Origin of the sequence: Paenibacillus sp. F411, from assembly GCF_017582705.1 — a bacterium.
In the GTDB taxonomy this organism is placed as follows: domain Bacteria; phylum Bacillota; class Bacilli; order Paenibacillales; family Paenibacillaceae; genus Paenibacillus_AQ; species Paenibacillus_AQ algicola.
Window position 1 is genome coordinate 1 of sequence record NZ_JAGFIP010000013.1, and the last position, 17,223, is coordinate 17,223.

A 17,223-nucleotide genomic window follows, 5' to 3' on the forward strand; every position below is an offset into this window, starting at 1 on the left:
GTCTCCGACAGGTACTTTCGTCGATACGCTTCTACGCACAGATTTCGCCGTACGCAGGTATCCTAGCTACGCGGGGGCTTGGCCCCTCCCGCGACCGGACTTTCACCGGCTAGAAGATGCGTGCTTCTGGGCACGCCAGACAAAAAAAAGAGGCCGCGAAAGATTCGCGGCCGTTGTTCATGAAGAACAACACAGTTATTGGATAGGAGTGGAGAGAAACCATACTGTACTTTTATTATATGTATACGTTTTCATTTTGTCAACACTAAAGCGGAAAAATTTGTTTCCGCTCTTCAAACGTGTCTATAAGTATACGGTGTAGCCTTTGGATTGCAGCAGCTCCATGGCCTTTTCCTGCTCTTTTACATTGCGGAAGGACAGCCGCATAACCCCGGGGACGTCCTCCCGACTCTCAATAATCTGGATGTTACTGAGGTTAACCTGATTATGTCCGAGCTCGGAAGTAATCTTTGCAATGATGCCGGGATGATCGGGAACATCCAGATAAATGTCGTACCGGGAGACGATCATGCCTTTTCTGCGTTCCGGCAGCTCATTGCGGAAGGCGCCGGCTTTCTGAAAGGCATCCTGAATGCCGACTCCATCCCCCCGCTCCAGCATAGACACAAACTTCTGTATTTCCTGATTCCAGTCCTGCAGAAGCGGCAGCAGCACCTTTCGGTTATTGACCAGAATGTCTCTCCATACCACAGGATCGCTGGCCGCAATGCGGGTCACATCTCTAAACCCTCCAGCCGCAAGCAGCTGGTAAAGTGGATTGCTGTCATTGTACTGACTAATCTGGTTGACCAGGGCCACCGCAATAATATGAGGAAGATGGCTGATGGCGCCTACAATCTGATCATGCTGCTCCGGATCGACCTGTACGACATGAGCCCGGGTATGGGAGAGCAGATCGGCAAGAGAGCGAACCTGATCCTCCGGCGTTTCCGGAGGCGGCGTCAGCACGTAATAGGCATTCTCGAACAGCAAGGAAGAGGCGGCACCCACGCCAGCCCTTTCCGAGCCGGCCATGGGATGTCCCCCAATAAAGCAGGCCTCTTGAAATTGCAATCTCCGTGCACAATCGGCAATGCTGGATTTCGTACTGCCTACATCGGTAATAATACATCCCGGCTTCAGGGCCATCTGGCTTAGTCGGGTAACATACTCCTCGAGGCGGCCCACCGGGACACATAGAAAAATATAATCGGCATCCTGAGCCGCTTCCTCTATGGATAGCGTCACCTTGTCAACGACGCCTCTGGCAGCAACCTGCTCGGCATAGCTCTCATCATGGCTAAAGCCTGTCACCGTAAGGCCAGGCTTTCCTTTGAAGCACATGGCAAGCGAGCCGCCGATCAGGCCAACACCGAATATTGAAATATTTATGTCTTGATCATTGGACATCTTCAGCTTCACTACTTTCAAAGTTACAGTCTAGGCAGGTGCTTGGATCTCGCGCAGCACTTCTTCCAGGACGGAGGCAAATGCCTGATTTTGCTCCGGTGTTCCCACACTGACCCGGATATATGTCGGGTAATGTGCAAAGCCGGGACGTACGATAATCCCTTGTCTCAGCAGCTTGTCGAACACATCTTTGCCCGAGGTCTTGACATCAACCATTACAAAATTGCCTTGTGACGGGAAATAGCTCAAGCCGAGACGGTCAAATTCTTGTTGCAAAAAGTCCCGTCCTTCTGCATTCAGCCTGCAGCATTCCTCAATAAAGCCCTGATCTCCAATCGCTGCTTTCGCTGCAGCCTGCGCCGAACGATTCGTATTAAACGGCTCCCGCACCTGGTTGATCAGCGTTATGACCTCCGGCTGAGCAATCCCATACCCGATACGCAGGGAGGCCAAGCCGTAAATCTTGGAGAAGGTGCGAAGAATCACCAGATTGCTGTATTTCTCCATCAGCGGAACGCCCTGTGGATAGCTCTCATCTGTTACAAACTCATAATAAGCTTCGTCCAGCACAACCATAACACTGGACGGCACCGCGTCCATAAATGAGATCAGGTCACGTTCTGCCACAATGGTTCCGGTCGGATTGTTCGGGTTACACACCCAGATAATCTTGGTCTTGTCCGTGACGGCGGCCAGCATGCCATCCAGATCGTGAACACCATTCTTCAGCGGCACTTCAATGCTGAGTGCACCTTCAATGTCGGCATTGCTCTTATATACCGAGAACGTCTGGTCGGCCATAATGGTCTCATCACCGGGAACGAGAAATGCCCGGGTAATGAGCGCGATAACTTCATCCGAGCCGCAGCCAAAAATCAACGAGGATTTGGCAACCCCAAGATATTCCGATAACGCTGTGGTCAGCTCCGCTGCGCCGCCGTCCGGATACACACTGACATTGGATAACTCAGCAATGATCGCTTCTTTCGCTTTCGGTGAGCAGCCATATGGATTTTCGTTAGAGGCCAGCTTGATGACTTCGTCCAGTCCCAGCTCGCGCTTCACCTCTTCAATCGGCTTACCCGGCTGGTAGACCGGCAGATTGACTATGTTTGATTTAGGCTTCATATTCATTCACTCACCCTTCGTGTACTTTACTGCCTTTTAACTGAGATACAAACTCCCGGATTTGCTGCAGCCCCTGCGCTTTGGTCTCTGCCTTCTCGAGCAGGGGAATTGCGGCTTCGATCTGTCGCACAATAGCACTGCCCACGACGACACCATCGCAAATCTCGGAAAAGCGGGCAACCTGCTCGCGGCTTGAAATCCCGAAGCCGATGGCTACCGGAATGTCTGTCAGCTGCTTGACCGTATTCAGGAAAGGCTCAATGCCACTGTAGAAATCCGTCCGCTCACCTGTTACGCCCAGCGAGGATACACAATACACAAAGCCGCTGGCATCACGGACAATATTCTCGATCCGCTCATGAGAGGTTGGAGCGACTAACGGGATCAGATGAACTCCTGCCGCCTTCGCCTTGCTGCGAATCTTCTCAGATTCTTCAATGGGCAAATCCGGAATAATGAATCCGCTAATATCGTGAGTCACAACCTCTTGTATAAAAGTATCTAGTCCCATTTGGAGCACGGGATTATAATACGTAAACAAAACAAATGGCAGCTTGCTGCCCGCTTGTCTTGCCTGCAGCGCGGTTTCCATACAGGTCCGAATCGTAACGAAGCTGCGCAGTGCACGCTCCGAAGCGCGCTGAATGACAGGTCCGTCCGCTAAAGGATCGGAATAAGGCACTCCCAGCTCCACAATATCGGCACCCGCTGCCTCAATCTCGGAAATGATATCCAGCGTGACTGCCGGATTAGGATCACCAACGGTAATGAACGGAATCAGTGCCGTTTCACCAGCCGCCCTTATTTTTTTAAATGCTTCATCCATCCGGTTCATAGGGTGTTACCTCCCGTGTATGCCATAATGGACTCTACGTCCTTGTCTCCCCGTCCGGACAGGCAAATGACGATAATATCCTCCTCGGTCCAATCCGCAGCCATCTTCGCCACTTGAGCTACTGCATGCGCCGACTCCAGCGCAGGGATTATCCCCTCCGTCCGGCACAGCAGCTGCAGAGCCTCCAGCGCCTCCCGATCCGTGATCGGTACGTACTGGACCCGCTCAATATCCTTCAGATAGGAATGCTCCGGACCTACGCCTGGGTAATCCAGACCGGCAGAAATGGAATGAGCTTCCTTCACCTGGCCATAATCGTCCTGAAGCAGGTAACTCATCGAGCCCTGAAATACACCCTTGGTTCCCTTGCTCATTGTAGCCGCATGCCGATCGGTTTCTACCCCTTTACCAGCCGCCTCTACACCAAAAAGCTGGACCTCAGCATCCTCCAGAAACGGATAGAACATGCCGATGGCATTGCTTCCGCCACCAATAGGTGCAAAGATGCGATCCGGCAGACGACCTTCCATCTCTAACATCTGCTTGCGGGTCTCATCGCCGATAATGCGCTGGAAATTCCGAACCATCATTGGATACGGATGAGGGCCAACCGCCGAGCCGAGGCAATAAAAGGTATCCTCAACGTGACTGACCCAGTAGCGCAGCGCTTCGTTCCCGGCATCCTTCAGTGTCCGGCTGCCTGAGGTGACCGGTACAACCTCTGCTCCCAGCATTTTCATGCGGAATACATTCAGCTGCTGACGTTTAGTATCCTCTTCGCCCATAAACACTTTGCACTCCAGCCCCAGCAAGGCGGCCACTGTGGCCGTGGCCACACCATGCTGGCCGGCGCCGGTTTCAGCGATAACCTTGTTCTTGCCCATGCGCTTGGCCAGTACCCCTTGGGCAATCGCATTGTTAATTTTATGGGCACCGGTATGATTCAAATCCTCACGCTTTAAATAAATCTTGGCTGATCCCAGATGCTTGCTGAGACGCTCCGCATAATAAAGCGGTGTCTCTCTGCCAGAATATTGCTTCAACAAATAAGCGATCTCCGCTTTGAATTCCGGATCATTCTCGTACCGCTTATATTCCTGCTCTAGTTCGATCAAGGCGTTCATTAATGTTTCAGGGACGAAGCGGCCTCCAAAATCACCGAAACGTCCATGTATATCGGGAAGCTGTATCATATGGATTTCACCCTTTCCACAAATGCGTTCACTTTTGCTATATCCTTCACACCCGGGGCGCTTTCGACTCCGCTGGAGACGTCTACCCCGTCGGGCTGAAACTGGAGCATTAAATCTCGAACATTGTCTGCGTTCAGGCCGCCTGCTACAAACAGCGGGATGCCATGGCGGCGTGTCCACTGCTGATATTCAGGAATGGACTCCCAATCAAACGTCTGGCCGGAGCCGCCGCCGTATTCCGGATCATACGTATCCAGCAGCAGGGCGTCAATGCTTCCGGCATAGCTCGCCAGCTCCTGAAGATGGTCTTTCCTGGCGTCCCCGCTGCGTACCGAAACAGCTTTATAAACAGAAACCGGGAAGCTCTCTTTCACTTCCCGGCAGAACTGCGAGGTTTCCTGTCCATGTAGCTGCACAACCTCCAGCGGGACATGGGCAAGCACCTCCCGCAGCTCCTCCATGGAAGGGTTGACAAAGACCCCGGCTGCGGCAGGCTGATCGGTCTGATCCCACTGACGGAGCAGCTCGGCAAGCTCTTTGGCCCGCTCTGCTGTAACCTGGCGTTTACTTCTTGCAAATACAAAACCGATCAAATCCACGGGTAAGTTTATCATCGATTTTAGCACTTCAACGTTCTGAAGTCCACAGATTTTTAGAAGGGGAGCGCTCATGCGAGCCCCTCACTTTTGAGTGTAACAGGGCCCATCAGCTCGGTGACAGCGGCAGAAACATCGGGCTGCCGCATGAAATGCTCTCCGATAAGTACACCTTGTGCGCCTGCAGCTGATAGATACTGAATGTCTTCTTTTTTACTAATGCCGCTCTCGCTGATCAAGGCAATACCGGACGGAATCAGAGCACTAAGCTCCTTCGTGATCGACAGCGAGGTCTCAAACGTCTTCAGGTTGCGGTTATTGACTCCTACCAGGGAGAGGCCTTCCAGCTTCAGCGCAATGCTGAGCTCCTCCTGGTCGTGCACCTCGACCAAGCAGTCCAAGCCGATCGAGCCGGCCACACCCATAAAATGCTCCAGCTGGGACGGTGTAAGAATCGCTGCAATTAACAGGACCGCATCCGCTCCAAGCAAGCGGGCTTCGTAGATCTGTGCCTCGTCTATAACGAAGTCCTTGCGCAGCAGCGGCAGGCCAACAGCCTGCCTTACCTGCTGCAAATAAGCGGCGCTGCCTTGAAAGTAGTGCACGTCGGTCAGTACTGACAAGCAATCCGCACCGGCCTCTTCATAAGACTTGGCTATCGATACGGGATCGAAATTTGGACGAATGAGTCCCTTGGAAGGCGAGGCCTTCTTCACTTCGGCAATCAGACCCATATCCCGGCTTCGGGAATGCAGCAGCTTGTTTGCAAAGCCCAGCGTGTCTGGCAGTCCTTGAATCTGCTCCCGCACATGATTCAGATCAAATCCGCGATACAGCTCCGCCAGCTCCTCTTTCTTCGTTGCGACGATACGATCAAGATACATAGGTCAGTTCCTCCGTTTTGGCAATTAATTGCTCCAGCTTGTTCTGGGCCGCACCTGAATCGATCGCCTGCGCGGCCTGGCCTACACCCTCTGCCAGAGTCTCCGCGAGACCGGACACATAAATACAGGCTCCGGCATTGGCTAGAACGATGTCACGGTAGGCATTCTGTTCACCCTGAAGAACACCGCGAATGATACTCGCATTCTCCTTAGCATCCCCGCCAATGACCGCCTGCATAGGATGGCGGCGAAGTCCTAATTCCTCAGGCTCAATATTAAATGTAGATATTTCACCGCCGCGAAGCTCACTGACCCGGGTCGGTGCAGAAACGCTGATCTCGTCCAGGCCGTCATGACTGGTGACCACCATAGCGCGCTTTAGCCCCAGCTCTTTAAGCACCTGCGCGATCGTTTCTGTTTTATGAATATCATAAATGCCCAGAAGCTGCCGGTCTGCTCCCGCCGGATTGGTCAGCGGCCCCAGCATGTTGAATACGGTGCGAATCCCCAGCTCTTTGCGCGGGCCTGCAGCATGCTTCATTGAAGGATGATAGATTTGCGCAAACAAAAAGCAGATGCCTATATCCTCCAGGCAGCGGGAGGCCTGCTCGGCATTCAGATGAATGTTGACCCCAAGCGCTTCCAGCACATCCGCACTTCCAGCACGGCCGGAGGCCGAGCGATTACCATGCTTCGCGACACGAACGGAGACGGAGGATGAGATGATCGCCGAAACGGTTGAAATGTTAAACTTGTGAATTCCGGATCCTCCGGTGCCGCAAGTATCAAGGAGCTGTGTACGTTCTGTCCGCACGCGTCCACCCGATCCCCGCATCGCTTCTGCGAAGCCGGTAATTTCCTCCACCGTTTCACCTTTCATCCGCAATGCTGTCAAGAGGCCGCCAATTTGTGACGGCGCAGCTTCTCCTTCCATAATGCTCTGCATAATCTGTCTTGCTTCTTCCCGGCTTAGATGCTGTCCTTCCACGATCTTGGACAGACCTTTAAGAATACCATCCGCATTGCCCACACCGATCTCCTCCTTCTTCTCTATTCATTTAGGGTTATATTCGAAAAAATAATCCTGATTCGTCACATGATCAGGCTTCGGCTCCGGCGGAAACATCTCCTCTGCTACCCGGATCGCCTTCAGCATCCCCTTCGCCTTGTTTACCGTTTCCTCGTATTCCTTCTCTGGCACCGAATCCCAGACGATGCCCGCTCCCGCCTGAACATAGGCCTTGCCTTTGCGGAAAATAATTGTGCGGATGGTGATACAGGAATCCATGTTGCCGGCGAAGCCTAAATAACCAATCGCTCCCGCGTACGCTCCTCTGGCCTCCCTCTCCAGCTCTGCGATAATTTCCATAGCTCGCAGCTTCGGCGCACCGGAGACGGTACCCGCCGGAAGACAGGACAGAAATGCATCAAAAAAGTCCTTATCCTCTCGCAGCTTGCCCGTCACGCTGGAGACGATGTGCATGACATGGGAATACCGTTCAATCTCCATAAAGGACTCACATTTCACGGTACCGAATTCACTGACACGCCCCAAATCATTTCTTCCTAAATCCACCAGCATGAGATGCTCGGCGCGCTCCTTCTCATCCTGCAGGAGATCCTCTGCCAATGCTTTGTCCGCAGCCTCATCGGCTCCCCTCGGCCGGGTACCGGCAATAGGCCGGGTTTCGAGCCGGCCGCCGTCTACTTTGACGAGCGCCTCCGGCGACGTTCCTACTATAATTTCTTCATCCATTTTCAAGTAGTACATATAGGGTGATGGATTCACTGTCCGAAGCACCCGGTAAACATGGAGCGGGGAAACCTCGGTATCAATATGAAAGCGCTGGGATAGCACAACTTGAAAAATATCACCGGCGCGAATATATTCCTTCGCCTTTTCCACATTTGCGATATATTGCTCCTTGGTCATGTTGGACTGAATGTCCTTCGGCTCCAGGTTAACCGGAATGCCTCTGGCGTTCACATTCTCACGAGGTCCCTGCTCCTGCAGCTGTCCCGCTGTCGCTTCAAGCCTGCTGCACACCTCATGATAGGATCGCCGAATCTCCTCATCGGTGTCTCCTTCCTTAATATGGACATTACCCAGAAGCAGAATGTGCTGCTTGATATGGTCGAACACGATAATCTGGTCGCAGAACATAAAACGAATATCGTCCATTCCCAGATCGTCCAGCGCATGCGCCGGCAGATTTTCATAATATTGCAGCAAATCATACCCGAAAAAGCCAATCGCGCCGCCTGTAAAAGGAGGCATCTCCTCTAGCTGCGGGCTTCGATATCCTCTCAGCAAGGCCTTCAGCTCCTCCACGGGCTTGCCGTTCAGCTGTTTGCGCTCGCCGTCCACCTCCACCTCAATGGTGCCGTTCTTGCCTTTAATCATCAGGAAGGGATCCGTACCGATAAAGGAATAACGCGCCCATTGCACGCCGCCCTCCACACTTTCCAGCAGAAACGCTCTTTCACGCTCGGCGTAACGCTGGAATAATCGGATCGGGGTTTCCATGTCGGCCAGCAAACGTACCGCTACGGGAATCAGGTTATACCGTCCTGCCAGGCTGATGACCTGCTCTACAGATGGACTCGCCATGCTCTCTTCCTCCTTAAAATTGCTTTGAAATGTTTATCTTAAAAAGCCAAAAAGACCCCTACCAAGGGTAGAGGTCACAAATTCAGAGTATATAAAGAGCACATATGAGGTTTCCTGATATTCTCCTGGACATTAACATCATGAATATTGGCGGTTTCATCAGCCCATATCACGCTACGTCAGGATATAACGAAAACAAACATCTCATATGCCGGATGCTATCAATCAGTCTCATCTCTGCTCAACTATACTCAGCTACACTCTACTCTGCTCATCTGCCCTTGATTATACATGATAAGTGCTTTTCCGTGCAACCCTGATTTCTATGAGGAAGCCGTCGATGACAGATCCGGCCGCAGGCGCTTGGCTTCATTGAGATAGACATGCTTGATGTCCTGCTGGCTTTTTTCAGTATTGACCTGAACCATGAGGCGTATGCAGCGCGGAAGGCTGCCCTCAACCGGTATCTCCACAGAACACATCAATGGAACGAGCTCCCAGCCGTCCAGGTTGCGAATAGCCTTTGCCGGAAAGGCTGCATTCAGATCCTGTGTCATGGTGATCCAAATATTGCTGATAAATTCCGGTTCAAGATCATTGCTCGAAATGATCTCCTGAAGCAACACAATCGTTTCATTCAAAATTTCCTGCTCGTTATTACCGGATACCGTAGTGGCACCGCGAATGCCGCGATTCATCATCATCCCTTGATCCCCTCTTTCTGTAAACGTTCCACAACGCTGCGTACTACGGTCACAGGCACATCCTTGACGATGCTGACACGACCGATTTCTTCCGGCACAATAAATACCATTTGTCCTTCTGAAAATTTCTTGTCGTGCTGCATGGCTTCCATGACTTCATCGACGGAAACATCCCCAGGCAATGTCACCGGCAGCTGTATCGCTTGCAGCATCTTCACCGTTTCATCGTACAGGCCGCTTCTTCCCAGCTCCTCAGCGAGCATCGCGGAGCCTGCCATCCCGATTGCGATGGCTTCCCCGTGCAGAAAACGTCCATATCCGCCGACAGCCTCAACAGCATGGCCGATGGTATGTCCCAGATTAAGAACCGCTCTCCATCCGCTTTCCCGCTCATCTGAGGATACGACCTCAGCCTTAATGGCACAGCCGCGCTCCAAACCATACGTTAAGGTATCCGCATCCAGGGCCAGTAAATCATCGGCGTGCTCCAAGCACCAGTATGCAAAATCCCGATCCAGAATCAGGCCGTGCTTCACCATTTCGGCCAGCCCCGCTGATACTTCGCGGGGAGGCAGCGTAGTCAGCGTATCTACATCATAAAGCACCATGACGGGCTGATGAAAAGCCCCGATCATATTTTTGGCCAGAGGATGGTTCACCGCCACCTTCCCACCAACGCTGCTGTCATGCGCAAGAATGGTCGTCGGAATTTGTACAAAAGTAATGCCCCGCATATATGAGGCTGCCACAAAGCCAGCAAGATCTCCCACGACCCCACCGCCCAGTGCAAAAACGGCCGAGCTTCGATCCAAACGGGAAGATATCGCCGTCGTCATGACTTCTTCGTAAACCTTTAATGACTTTGAGCCTTCACCTGCTGGAACAATATGTACTGCTGCATCATAACCTGCTTCCGCCAAACTGCTCTGAACCCGCTCCAGATAATGAGGGGCCACGCTTTCATCGGTAACGATGAGATGCCGGCTCTTACGACTGATTCCCCGCTCTTCACAATAGGTTCCTGCCTTGCTTAATAAATCCCGTCCAATATAAATCGGGTAGGATCGTTCTCCTAAATGGACTTGAAGTGTTTTCATGAACGTTCGCCCCTTAAAGTTTTAGGACTGTAAACCGCTAAAATCCTTGTCAGACCATTATAGTACAGCAGGCATGCTTTGACAAGAATAGATGACCATGTAACTACCCTTTCTGTGTCCTGTAATCAGGTTTCTGACTGAACCTGAAAACACAAAAAAGAGCCCTCCCCCAGATTCATTAAATCCAGGAAAGCAGCTCTTCGAGCGGGCCTCACTTGACTTTACTATACAGACGGCTTGGCTCCCGATGCATCGGCGCCGTATTACCCTCTGCCGATGACAAGACAGCAGATAATTGAAGCTTGTCCACGCCGAGCAGCTGCGCACATTCCTGTATGCTGAACAGCCCTTGGCGGTAAGCATCAATGACCTTGCGTTTATCCATACCTCAACCTCCAGACTCTGGCTTCATTGGCATAGTATGGATGGCACAGCTACAAATTATGCAGGTATTTACGATTGGATTTTGCGGTAGAAGAACGTTTCTGCGGTCTCTAACCCGTACTGCCCCGGGTTAAATATCTGCTCCGTGCTGCCTACAAACAGCACACCGCCAGGCCGCAGGCTGGCAGCAAACTTGTGATAGAGCTTGTGCTTTGCCTCTTCAGTGAAATAAATCATCACATTGCGGCACACGATCAGATCAAATCCGGTTTCAAATCGGTCTGTAAGCAGGTTCTGCTTCTGAAACCGAATTCCCTTCTTCAGCTGGGGATCAACACGGAATACCGGTCCTTCTTCCTTAAAATAACGGGAAGCAATCTCACGCGGCACGTCCTTTAATGACCTTTCCACATACAAGCCCTCTTGCGCACGTGCCAATGCGCCTTCATCCAGATCACTGGCCAGAATCGTGCTGCCAGAAAGCAGCCTCTCTTCTGAGAGAATCATAGCCAGCGTGTACGGCTCCTCCCCGGTAGAGCAGGCGGCACTCCATACCTTGAGTCGGCCGGATGGCTTCATCTCCGGCAGCACCTTGGTGCGAAGCACTTCCCACCGATTTGGATTCCGCCAGAATTCCGATACGTTGATCGTCATTCGATCCAGAAACTCCTGAAACAGCAGCTTGTCGTTCATCATCGCTTCGTAAAAAGCCGCAAACGATGAGTACCCGTTCTTCATCCGCAGGGTAGTCAGTCTGCGCTTCATCTGGGTTTCTTTATATTCTGCCAGATTGATTCCCGTGCTGCGCTCAATATTCAGGATAAAGCCGGAGTAATCCGGATCCTGTCCGATCTGCTCACATTGCATGGATTCTTACCTTCCCTGTCCCAGAATGACGTGCTTAACTCCAGCGGCTCATGCTCTTGTCATAATCCACGATCTCCTGGCTGTCAAAAAAGTTACCGATCTCGCGTTCCGCGCTTGCAGGAGAATCTGACCCGTGGATCAGATTACGGGGGGTATGACAGGCGAAGTCACCGCGAATCGTTCCCGGCTGGGCCTCTGTCACATTGGTTTTTCCGATGACTATTCGGGACAGCTCGATAATGTTATCGCCTTCCCACACCATCGCAAAGACAGGTCCCGACGTAATAAAGGAAACGAGATTCGGGAAGAAATCCTTACCTTCGTGCTCCGCATAATGCTTTTTGGCCTGTTTCTCTGTTACCTGCACGAATTTGCCAGCAACCAGCTTAAAGCCTTTATCCTCCAGACGGCTCACGATGCGGCCAATCAGACCCCGCTGAACACCATCCGGCTTGACCATTAAAAAAGTACGTTCCATGGTTCTCATCACTCTCCAATGTAATTTGTGATGCACTACGGTTCTAACGTAAATTTCAAGATAGGGCAATGTACGAAATTAAGTCTAGTATGAACGCTTGGTTACAAAATGTGCAATATCTTTTAAATGTTTTTTGGTACGGATATCCGGAAGATGGTCCAGAGCTTGAATCGCCTTGGCAATGTACCGGCTCGCAAGCTCCTCGGATTGCTGGATTCCTTGGCTCCCGCGGATGAGAGAAATCGCCGTACTGACGTCCCCTTGTCCGTCTTGCTTGTGAATCTGTTCAATTTCCTGCAGCAGCGGCTCCCGCGTCCTGGCATCCTGCAGAGCGAAGATGACCGGCAGTGAAATATTACCTTGACGGATGTCGCTGCCCGGCGGCTTGCCGATCTGTTTCTCAGTGCCGCAGACGTCGAGCAGATCATCCTGAATTTGAAAAGCCATGCCGACGTTGTACCCGAATCGGTACATCGCTGCAGCCTTTTGCCGGTCGGCATCTGCAGCCAGGGCTCCAAGCTGACAGCTAACGGCAATCAGGAGCGAGGTTTTTCTGCGAATGCGCAGCAGATATCGCCTGACATCCTGCTCCACATTAAAGAAATCCCGGATTTGCTCCATTTCTCCGATCGTCATTTCGACCATAGCCTTGGACAGAATCTGGTGAATTTCCGGATTAGATAGAGCTGTCGTCATTTCCAGGGCTTTTCCATATATGTAATCTCCGGTGTACATCGCGATTCGATTGTCCCACTTGGCCTTGACCGTCGGCTTCCCCCGCCTCATGTCGGCATTATCGATAACATCGTCATGCACCAGAGAAGCACTATGAATCAGCTCTAACGGAACGGCAATATGCTTGAGCTTCTCAATATCGTAATTTCCGAATTTGCCGCCCATAAGCACAAAGACAGGACGCAATCGTTTGCCGCCAGCCTTCAGCAGATGTAGCGACGTTTCGACCAGCTCCGAATCGCCGCCCTCAATGCTCCGGTAAAGCTCCTTCTCAATGAGATCCATGTCCTTCTTTAAGGCTCCAAAAATGTCCAGTCGTTTCATTCCTTCACCTGCACTACGAATTTGTCATTCCAAATCTCGGGATATACCCGGGACGGCAGCAGACCCAGCTCATGCGCATATTTGAAATACAGCTGAAGGCCTTGCTGCTTGCCGTCATCCAAATCATACTCCAGATTGCTGAAGTAGGTCTGCCAGTATTCTTGAGAACCGCCGATCACGGCTCTGGCTTCATCAATAATAGGCTGAAGCTCACTCAGACCCTTTAACTTGCTAGCCTGAAACATCTCCATAATCGCCTTCATTCTGCCCGGTGACTGCTGAACAGCAGCCCGGTTTACGGCCCAGACAGCATAGGTCATACTGCAGCCCGTATACTCCTTCCACCAGCGTCCCAGGTCAGTTACATGATATTTATGGTTGCTCCAGGAGGCCTTGATCGCATGATCTCCAATGAGCAGAGCACCGTCCGCTGATGCCATCATCAGGTCCAGATCCGGCTCCATGGTCATAAATTCGGGAGAGCCGTTGAGTGATTTTTTCATTAGGATCTTCAGCAGATTAACCGATGTCGCCGACGTGTTCGTCAAAGCGATCCGGGAGTGAACCAGCTGGGATAAGGGCTTTTGAGAGAACAACAAAATTGACTTGACGTCCCCGTCCGAGCTGACAGACAGATCCGGGAGCAGCAGCAGCTTGTCTGCCGCTTGTCCATATGCGAATGAGGATAGCGCGCCGATATGAATGCTTCCCTGCTGCATACCTTGATTCAGCACCGCGGGAACAGCCGTGAGCAGCTCCGCTGGAAAGGGAAGCCTGCCGGGATCTGCATAATGGAACAGCGGCCATGCATTCGTATAGCTGATCTTGCCGATCACCGTTTTTCCGTCAGGCCTGGACATCGTGGTCACCCCATCTTGTAAATAGTTCATGCTGGATCCCGACGCTGTCCAGCACTTTACCTACAAGAAAATCTACAAGGTCCTCCAGAGTCTGAGGATGGAAATAGAACGCTGGCATAGCCGGTATGATCTTGACGCCCAGTCTTGACAGTGTCAGCATATTTTCGAGATGGATTGCGTGCAGCGGAGTTTCTCTTGGCACGAGCAGAAGCGGACGCCCTTCCTTCAGCATCACATCTGCAGCCCGAGCCATCAGATTATCAGAAGCGCCATGCGCGACAGAGGACAGCGTGCCCATGGAGCACGGCATGATGATCATCCCTTCCACCAGATAAGAGCCGCTGGCAATGCCTGCTCCGATATCACCGATGGCGTGATACGTATAGCTCCCGGCGTACGCCCCGAAGTGCTGCTGCAGCAGATCCTCACGGTGAGTTCCCTGCCACCCCAGCTCCTCCTTCAGCACACGCCACCCGGCATTCGAAATCACCAGATGCACATCCATGTCCATAGATAAAAGAACCTGGATAAGCCGAACTCCGTAAATGGAGCCGCTGGCCCCTGTAATGCCTACAACCCAGCTTCGCTTCCGGTTGTCCGTCATACGTATTTCACCACCGAGTCGATTAAGGTAAATACGAACATAATCATGCTTAGAGCAATATTCATCGTAAAAAAGGCCGTTTGCAGCCTGCTCATATCGTTCGGTGATAGAATGTAGTGCTGATAGAACAAGATACCGCAGGCGATCAGCGCTCCTGCTAAATACCACCCGCCCAGCGGCGTGATGATCCAGAGCAGAAGCAATCCTGCAGCAGTAATCACATGAAAGCCTCGAGCGAACCAAAGCGCACGGCGCAGTCCAAACCGGGAAGGAATGGAATATAAGCCTTCCTTGCTGTCAAACTCTTCATCCTGACAAGCATAAACGACATCGAAGCCGGCGGTCCAGAAGGCAAGCGCCAGATAGAACACCATCGCTCTCCAGTCCAGCTGCCCGGTTACCGCAACCCAGCCTCCTAACGGAGCCAAGGCGGTGGTCAATCCAAGCACGACATGACAGAGCCAGGTGAAGCGCTTCGTGAAGGAGTAAATGACCAGAAAGAAGAAGGCGATGGGCAGCAGGCGGAACGCAAAAGGATCCAGTTCAATCGTAGCCCAGATAAACAGTGCAAAGGATACGATAATAAAAACAATCGCCTCCAGCGGCTTCAGCAGCCCGGCTGGAATAGCCCTCTGAGACGTTCTGGGATTCTTGGCATCAATATACTGATCTGCAAGGCGGTTAATGCCAAAGGCCGCGCTTCTGGCCCCGAACATCGCAAGAAAAATCCACCAGATATCCATCCAGGGCGGGAGATCGCCAAACACTGCGGCGGCACCCGCAATAGCTCCCATGAATGCAAAGGGCAGAGCAAACAACGTATGCTCTACTTTAATCATTTCTAAATATACGCCAATTTTCTTAAACATCCTTCTTCTCCTTGATTCCCAGGTGTAAGGCAGCAATGCCACCGGTCAAGGGGAAGGCTTTGACATTGGTAAGCCCGATGTCCGTAAAGACTCCAGCCAGCTCCTGCCGGCCCGGAAACATCTTCAAGGACTCTGGAAGCCACTTGTACTGCTCATACCGCTTTGCAACCACTTTACCCATCATGGGCAGCATCTGCTGAAAATAAAAATAATATAGTCCTTTAAATGGCTGCCAGGTTGGCTTGGACAGCTCCAGGCACACGACCATGCCTCCCGGCTTCACAACTCGCTTCATTTCCTTCAGCACCTGGACATAGTCTGGCACATTTCTCAAACCAAAGCCGATCGTTGCGTAATCAAATGAATTGCTATCATAAGGCAGGCTCATGGCATTCCCCTGAACGAGCGTAATCTGGCGGTCCAGGCTGCTTCGATCAATCTTCTGCTGACCCACGCCCAGCATGCCTGCACTAAAGTCCAGTCCGACTATGTGTCCGGTTTCACTTGCACGGGCCATGCTAATCGTCCAGTCACAGGTTCCACAGCATAAATCAATGGCGGTGTTCCCCGGCTGCACATTCATCTGCTTCATAGTGAATTTGCGCCACGCTTTATGCCGCCGGAAGCTGAGAAGATCATTCATCATATCATATTTGCCGGCAATGCTTTCAAATACCGAGTGAACATACTGCTCTTTCGGATGCTCTTCGCCCTGATGCTGATTGGCGGATGTTCTGGATGTGTTATTTCCCAACGTCTGCTCCCTACCCTTCTCTAACGGCACGGCGGCAGGTATTCAAGCGTTCCATGAACGGCTGTGACGCCATTCTGATCTGATTGCCGCCGCTCTCTCCTAGTGCCAGCCATGCTTCTTGTATGTTCTCCAGAGACTGGCTCAGCTTGTCCATCAGCTTATCCATAGATCTGTGCTTCAAGAGCAGCTGCTTCCAATCCTTGAGTTGCAAATCCTTGCGGGCCAGCAGCTTCTTGTCTTCCTCCAGCCCATTCTCCAGAACGAGCCAGTAGCTGTAGCCTTCCTTGCCTGCTTCCGGCGATGCGGAACGATCCATTTCGCGCATCAGCAGCTCACAGCGTGTGAATTCCTGCAGGAGCTGCCTCCAGGTCCCTGCTGCCGAAGCATCCAGCAACGGCGTAAAAGAAAGAAACAGCTGCATATTCAGCTGTACCATGTTTGACAGGTATTCTTCTGAAGTCAGGAGCATGCTCTTCATTTTACTATACAGCTTCATCTTCATCACATTCACTTCACTGACAGCACGGCTCATAAGTGCAATGCTTTGTATGTCACCGGATCTTGAGAGCAGCTGGTAGAACAGGCTGCTAAAGTAATCGCCCGCAAGCACCTTCAGCTGCCTCGATCTCATCTCCTGCTCATTCCGGACCTCCGTGACCGTGTCAATGCCTTCATGCGTGTCGAGACCCATCTGAACCAGTGAAGCAGCGAGTGCTGCTGTTTCCGAGCGTTCCGGTCCGCGATGCAGAGCGTGATTCTGCATAAATATGTATAGTAAATGAACTCGGGCATCCGGAAACTCCGGCAGCTCGGTATGATTCTGAATCATGTCATATTGCAAATATTTCTGGGCTATTGCGGGAACGCGATACGGTTTCATTCTCAGCCTC

At 51.9% G+C, this 17,223-nt stretch carries 19 protein-coding genes; all 19 read right to left on the reverse strand.

What is annotated here, in order from left to right:
• Window positions 1-303: 303 nt before the first annotated feature.
• Window positions 304-1,410 (reverse strand): prephenate dehydrogenase, encoded by a 1,107-nt coding sequence (locus JJQ72_RS13625; protein ID WP_208204016.1) that lies wholly within the window; start codon window positions 1,408-1,410, stop codon window positions 304-306.
• Between the two features lie 30 nt (window positions 1,411-1,440).
• Window positions 1,441-2,538, reverse strand: coding sequence for a histidinol-phosphate transaminase (gene hisC / locus JJQ72_RS13630; protein WP_208204017.1), 1,098 nt, complete (start codon window positions 2,536-2,538; stop codon window positions 1,441-1,443).
• A 10-nt stretch (window positions 2,539-2,548) separates the two neighbouring features.
• Window positions 2,549-3,373: a tryptophan synthase subunit alpha gene (trpA, locus tag JJQ72_RS13635; protein ID WP_138225578.1), complete on the reverse strand. Its 825-nt coding sequence runs from the start codon at window positions 3,371-3,373 to the stop codon at window positions 2,549-2,551.
• Window positions 3,370-4,566, reverse strand: a complete 1,197-nt coding sequence (trpB, locus tag JJQ72_RS13640; protein WP_208204018.1) for a tryptophan synthase subunit beta — start codon at window positions 4,564-4,566, stop codon at window positions 3,370-3,372. Before trpB ends, trpA begins: the two co-directional genes overlap by 4 nt.
• Window positions 4,563-5,237, reverse strand: a complete 675-nt coding sequence (locus JJQ72_RS13645) for a phosphoribosylanthranilate isomerase (protein ID WP_208204019.1) — start codon at window positions 5,235-5,237, stop codon at window positions 4,563-4,565. The genes trpB and JJQ72_RS13645 overlap by 4 nt, the downstream gene beginning before the upstream one ends.
• On the reverse strand, window positions 5,234-6,046 hold the full coding sequence (gene trpC / locus JJQ72_RS13650; protein ID WP_208204020.1) for an indole-3-glycerol phosphate synthase TrpC: 813 nt from the start codon (window positions 6,044-6,046) through the stop codon (window positions 5,234-5,236). Before trpC ends, JJQ72_RS13645 begins: the two co-directional genes overlap by 4 nt.
• On the reverse strand, window positions 6,036-7,076 hold the full coding sequence (gene trpD, locus JJQ72_RS13655) for an anthranilate phosphoribosyltransferase (RefSeq protein WP_208204021.1): 1,041 nt from the start codon (window positions 7,074-7,076) through the stop codon (window positions 6,036-6,038). Before trpD ends, trpC begins: the two co-directional genes overlap by 11 nt.
• A 24-nt stretch (window positions 7,077-7,100) precedes the next feature.
• Complete coding sequence (gene trpE / locus JJQ72_RS13660) at window positions 7,101-8,657, reverse strand: anthranilate synthase component I (protein ID WP_138225573.1); 1,557 nt, start codon at window positions 8,655-8,657, stop codon at window positions 7,101-7,103.
• A gap of 323 nt (window positions 8,658-8,980) precedes the next feature.
• Window positions 8,981-9,358: a chorismate mutase gene (gene aroH, locus JJQ72_RS13665; protein WP_138227707.1), complete on the reverse strand. Its 378-nt coding sequence runs from the start codon at window positions 9,356-9,358 to the stop codon at window positions 8,981-8,983.
• Window positions 9,358-10,458 carry a 3-dehydroquinate synthase gene (gene aroB, locus JJQ72_RS13670; RefSeq protein WP_208204022.1) on the reverse strand — a complete coding sequence of 367 codons (1,101 nt, stop codon included), beginning with the start codon at window positions 10,456-10,458 and terminating at the stop codon, window positions 9,358-9,360. Before aroB ends, aroH begins: the two co-directional genes overlap by 1 nt.
• Before the next feature lie 211 nt (window positions 10,459-10,669).
• On the reverse strand, window positions 10,670-10,843 hold the full coding sequence (locus JJQ72_RS13675) for a hypothetical protein (RefSeq protein WP_175415254.1): 174 nt from the start codon (window positions 10,841-10,843) through the stop codon (window positions 10,670-10,672).
• A 68-nt stretch (window positions 10,844-10,911) separates the two neighbouring features.
• Window positions 10,912-11,709 (reverse strand): CheR family methyltransferase, encoded by a 798-nt coding sequence (locus JJQ72_RS13680; RefSeq protein WP_208204023.1) that lies wholly within the window; start codon window positions 11,707-11,709, stop codon window positions 10,912-10,914.
• Between the two features lie 34 nt (window positions 11,710-11,743).
• Complete coding sequence (gene ndk / locus JJQ72_RS13685; RefSeq protein WP_138225570.1) at window positions 11,744-12,187, reverse strand: nucleoside-diphosphate kinase; 444 nt, start codon at window positions 12,185-12,187, stop codon at window positions 11,744-11,746.
• An 84-nt stretch (window positions 12,188-12,271) separates the two neighbouring features.
• The gene (locus JJQ72_RS13690; protein ID WP_208204024.1) at window positions 12,272-13,246 is read right to left on the reverse strand and encodes a polyprenyl synthetase family protein; all 975 of its coding nucleotides are present in this window, start codon (window positions 13,244-13,246) and stop codon (window positions 12,272-12,274) included.
• Entirely contained in the window at window positions 13,243-14,106 is an 864-nt protein-coding gene (locus JJQ72_RS13695; RefSeq protein ID WP_208204084.1) for a menaquinone biosynthetic enzyme MqnA/MqnD family protein, read from the reverse strand. The genes JJQ72_RS13690 and JJQ72_RS13695 overlap by 4 nt, the downstream gene beginning before the upstream one ends.
• Window positions 14,093-14,710 (reverse strand): UbiX family flavin prenyltransferase, encoded by a 618-nt coding sequence (locus JJQ72_RS13700; RefSeq protein WP_208204025.1) that lies wholly within the window; start codon window positions 14,708-14,710, stop codon window positions 14,093-14,095. The genes JJQ72_RS13695 and JJQ72_RS13700 overlap by 14 nt, the downstream gene beginning before the upstream one ends.
• Window positions 14,707-15,579 carry a UbiA-like polyprenyltransferase gene (locus JJQ72_RS13705; protein ID WP_208204026.1) on the reverse strand — a complete coding sequence of 291 codons (873 nt, stop codon included), beginning with the start codon at window positions 15,577-15,579 and terminating at the stop codon, window positions 14,707-14,709. Before JJQ72_RS13705 ends, JJQ72_RS13700 begins: the two co-directional genes overlap by 4 nt.
• Window positions 15,572-16,333, reverse strand: coding sequence for a demethylmenaquinone methyltransferase (locus tag JJQ72_RS13710; RefSeq protein WP_208204027.1), 762 nt, complete (start codon window positions 16,331-16,333; stop codon window positions 15,572-15,574). The genes JJQ72_RS13705 and JJQ72_RS13710 overlap by 8 nt, the downstream gene beginning before the upstream one ends.
• Before the next feature lie 10 nt (window positions 16,334-16,343).
• Entirely contained in the window at window positions 16,344-17,213 is an 870-nt protein-coding gene (locus JJQ72_RS13715) for a heptaprenyl diphosphate synthase component 1 (RefSeq protein WP_138225565.1), read from the reverse strand.
• Between the last annotated feature and the right edge of the window lie 10 nt (window positions 17,214-17,223).

Excerpts from the sequence above, each read along its gene's own strand:
- JJQ72_RS13625 (WP_208204016.1), bottom strand. The coding sequence starts at position 1,410 with ATGTCCAATGATCAAGACATAAATATTTCAATATTCGGTGTTGGCCTG.
- hisC (WP_208204017.1), bottom strand. The coding sequence starts at position 2,538 with ATGAAGCCTAAATCAAACATAGTCAATCTGCCGGTCTACCAGCCGGGT.
- trpA (WP_138225578.1), bottom strand. The coding sequence starts at position 3,373 with ATGAACCGGATGGATGAAGCATTTAAAAAAATAAGGGCGGCTGGTGAA.
- trpB (WP_208204018.1), bottom strand. The coding sequence starts at position 4,566 with ATGATACAGCTTCCCGATATACATGGACGTTTCGGTGATTTTGGAGGC.
- JJQ72_RS13645 (WP_208204019.1), bottom strand. The coding sequence starts at position 5,237 with ATGAGCGCTCCCCTTCTAAAAATCTGTGGACTTCAGAACGTTGAAGTG.
- trpC (WP_208204020.1), bottom strand. The coding sequence starts at position 6,046 with ATGTATCTTGATCGTATCGTCGCAACGAAGAAAGAGGAGCTGGCGGAG.
- trpE (WP_138225573.1), bottom strand. The coding sequence starts at position 8,657 with ATGGCGAGTCCATCTGTAGAGCAGGTCATCAGCCTGGCAGGACGGTAT.
- aroH (WP_138227707.1), bottom strand. The coding sequence starts at position 9,358 with ATGATGAATCGCGGCATTCGCGGTGCCACTACGGTATCCGGTAATAAC.
- aroB (WP_208204022.1), bottom strand. The coding sequence starts at position 10,458 with ATGAAAACACTTCAAGTCCATTTAGGAGAACGATCCTACCCGATTTAT.
- JJQ72_RS13675 (WP_175415254.1), bottom strand. The coding sequence starts at position 10,843 with ATGGATAAACGCAAGGTCATTGATGCTTACCGCCAAGGGCTGTTCAGC.
- JJQ72_RS13680 (WP_208204023.1), bottom strand. The coding sequence starts at position 11,709 with ATGCAATGTGAGCAGATCGGACAGGATCCGGATTACTCCGGCTTTATC.
- ndk (WP_138225570.1), bottom strand. The coding sequence starts at position 12,187 with ATGGAACGTACTTTTTTAATGGTCAAGCCGGATGGTGTTCAGCGGGGT.
- JJQ72_RS13690 (WP_208204024.1), bottom strand. The coding sequence starts at position 13,246 with ATGAAACGACTGGACATTTTTGGAGCCTTAAAGAAGGACATGGATCTC.
- JJQ72_RS13695 (WP_208204084.1), bottom strand. The coding sequence starts at position 14,106 with ATGTCCAGGCCTGACGGAAAAACGGTGATCGGCAAGATCAGCTATACG.
- JJQ72_RS13700 (WP_208204025.1), bottom strand. The coding sequence starts at position 14,710 with ATGACGGACAACCGGAAGCGAAGCTGGGTTGTAGGCATTACAGGGGCC.
- JJQ72_RS13705 (WP_208204026.1), bottom strand. The coding sequence starts at position 15,579 with ATGTTTAAGAAAATTGGCGTATATTTAGAAATGATTAAAGTAGAGCAT.
- JJQ72_RS13715 (WP_138225565.1), bottom strand. The coding sequence starts at position 17,213 with ATGAAACCGTATCGCGTTCCCGCAATAGCCCAGAAATATTTGCAATAT.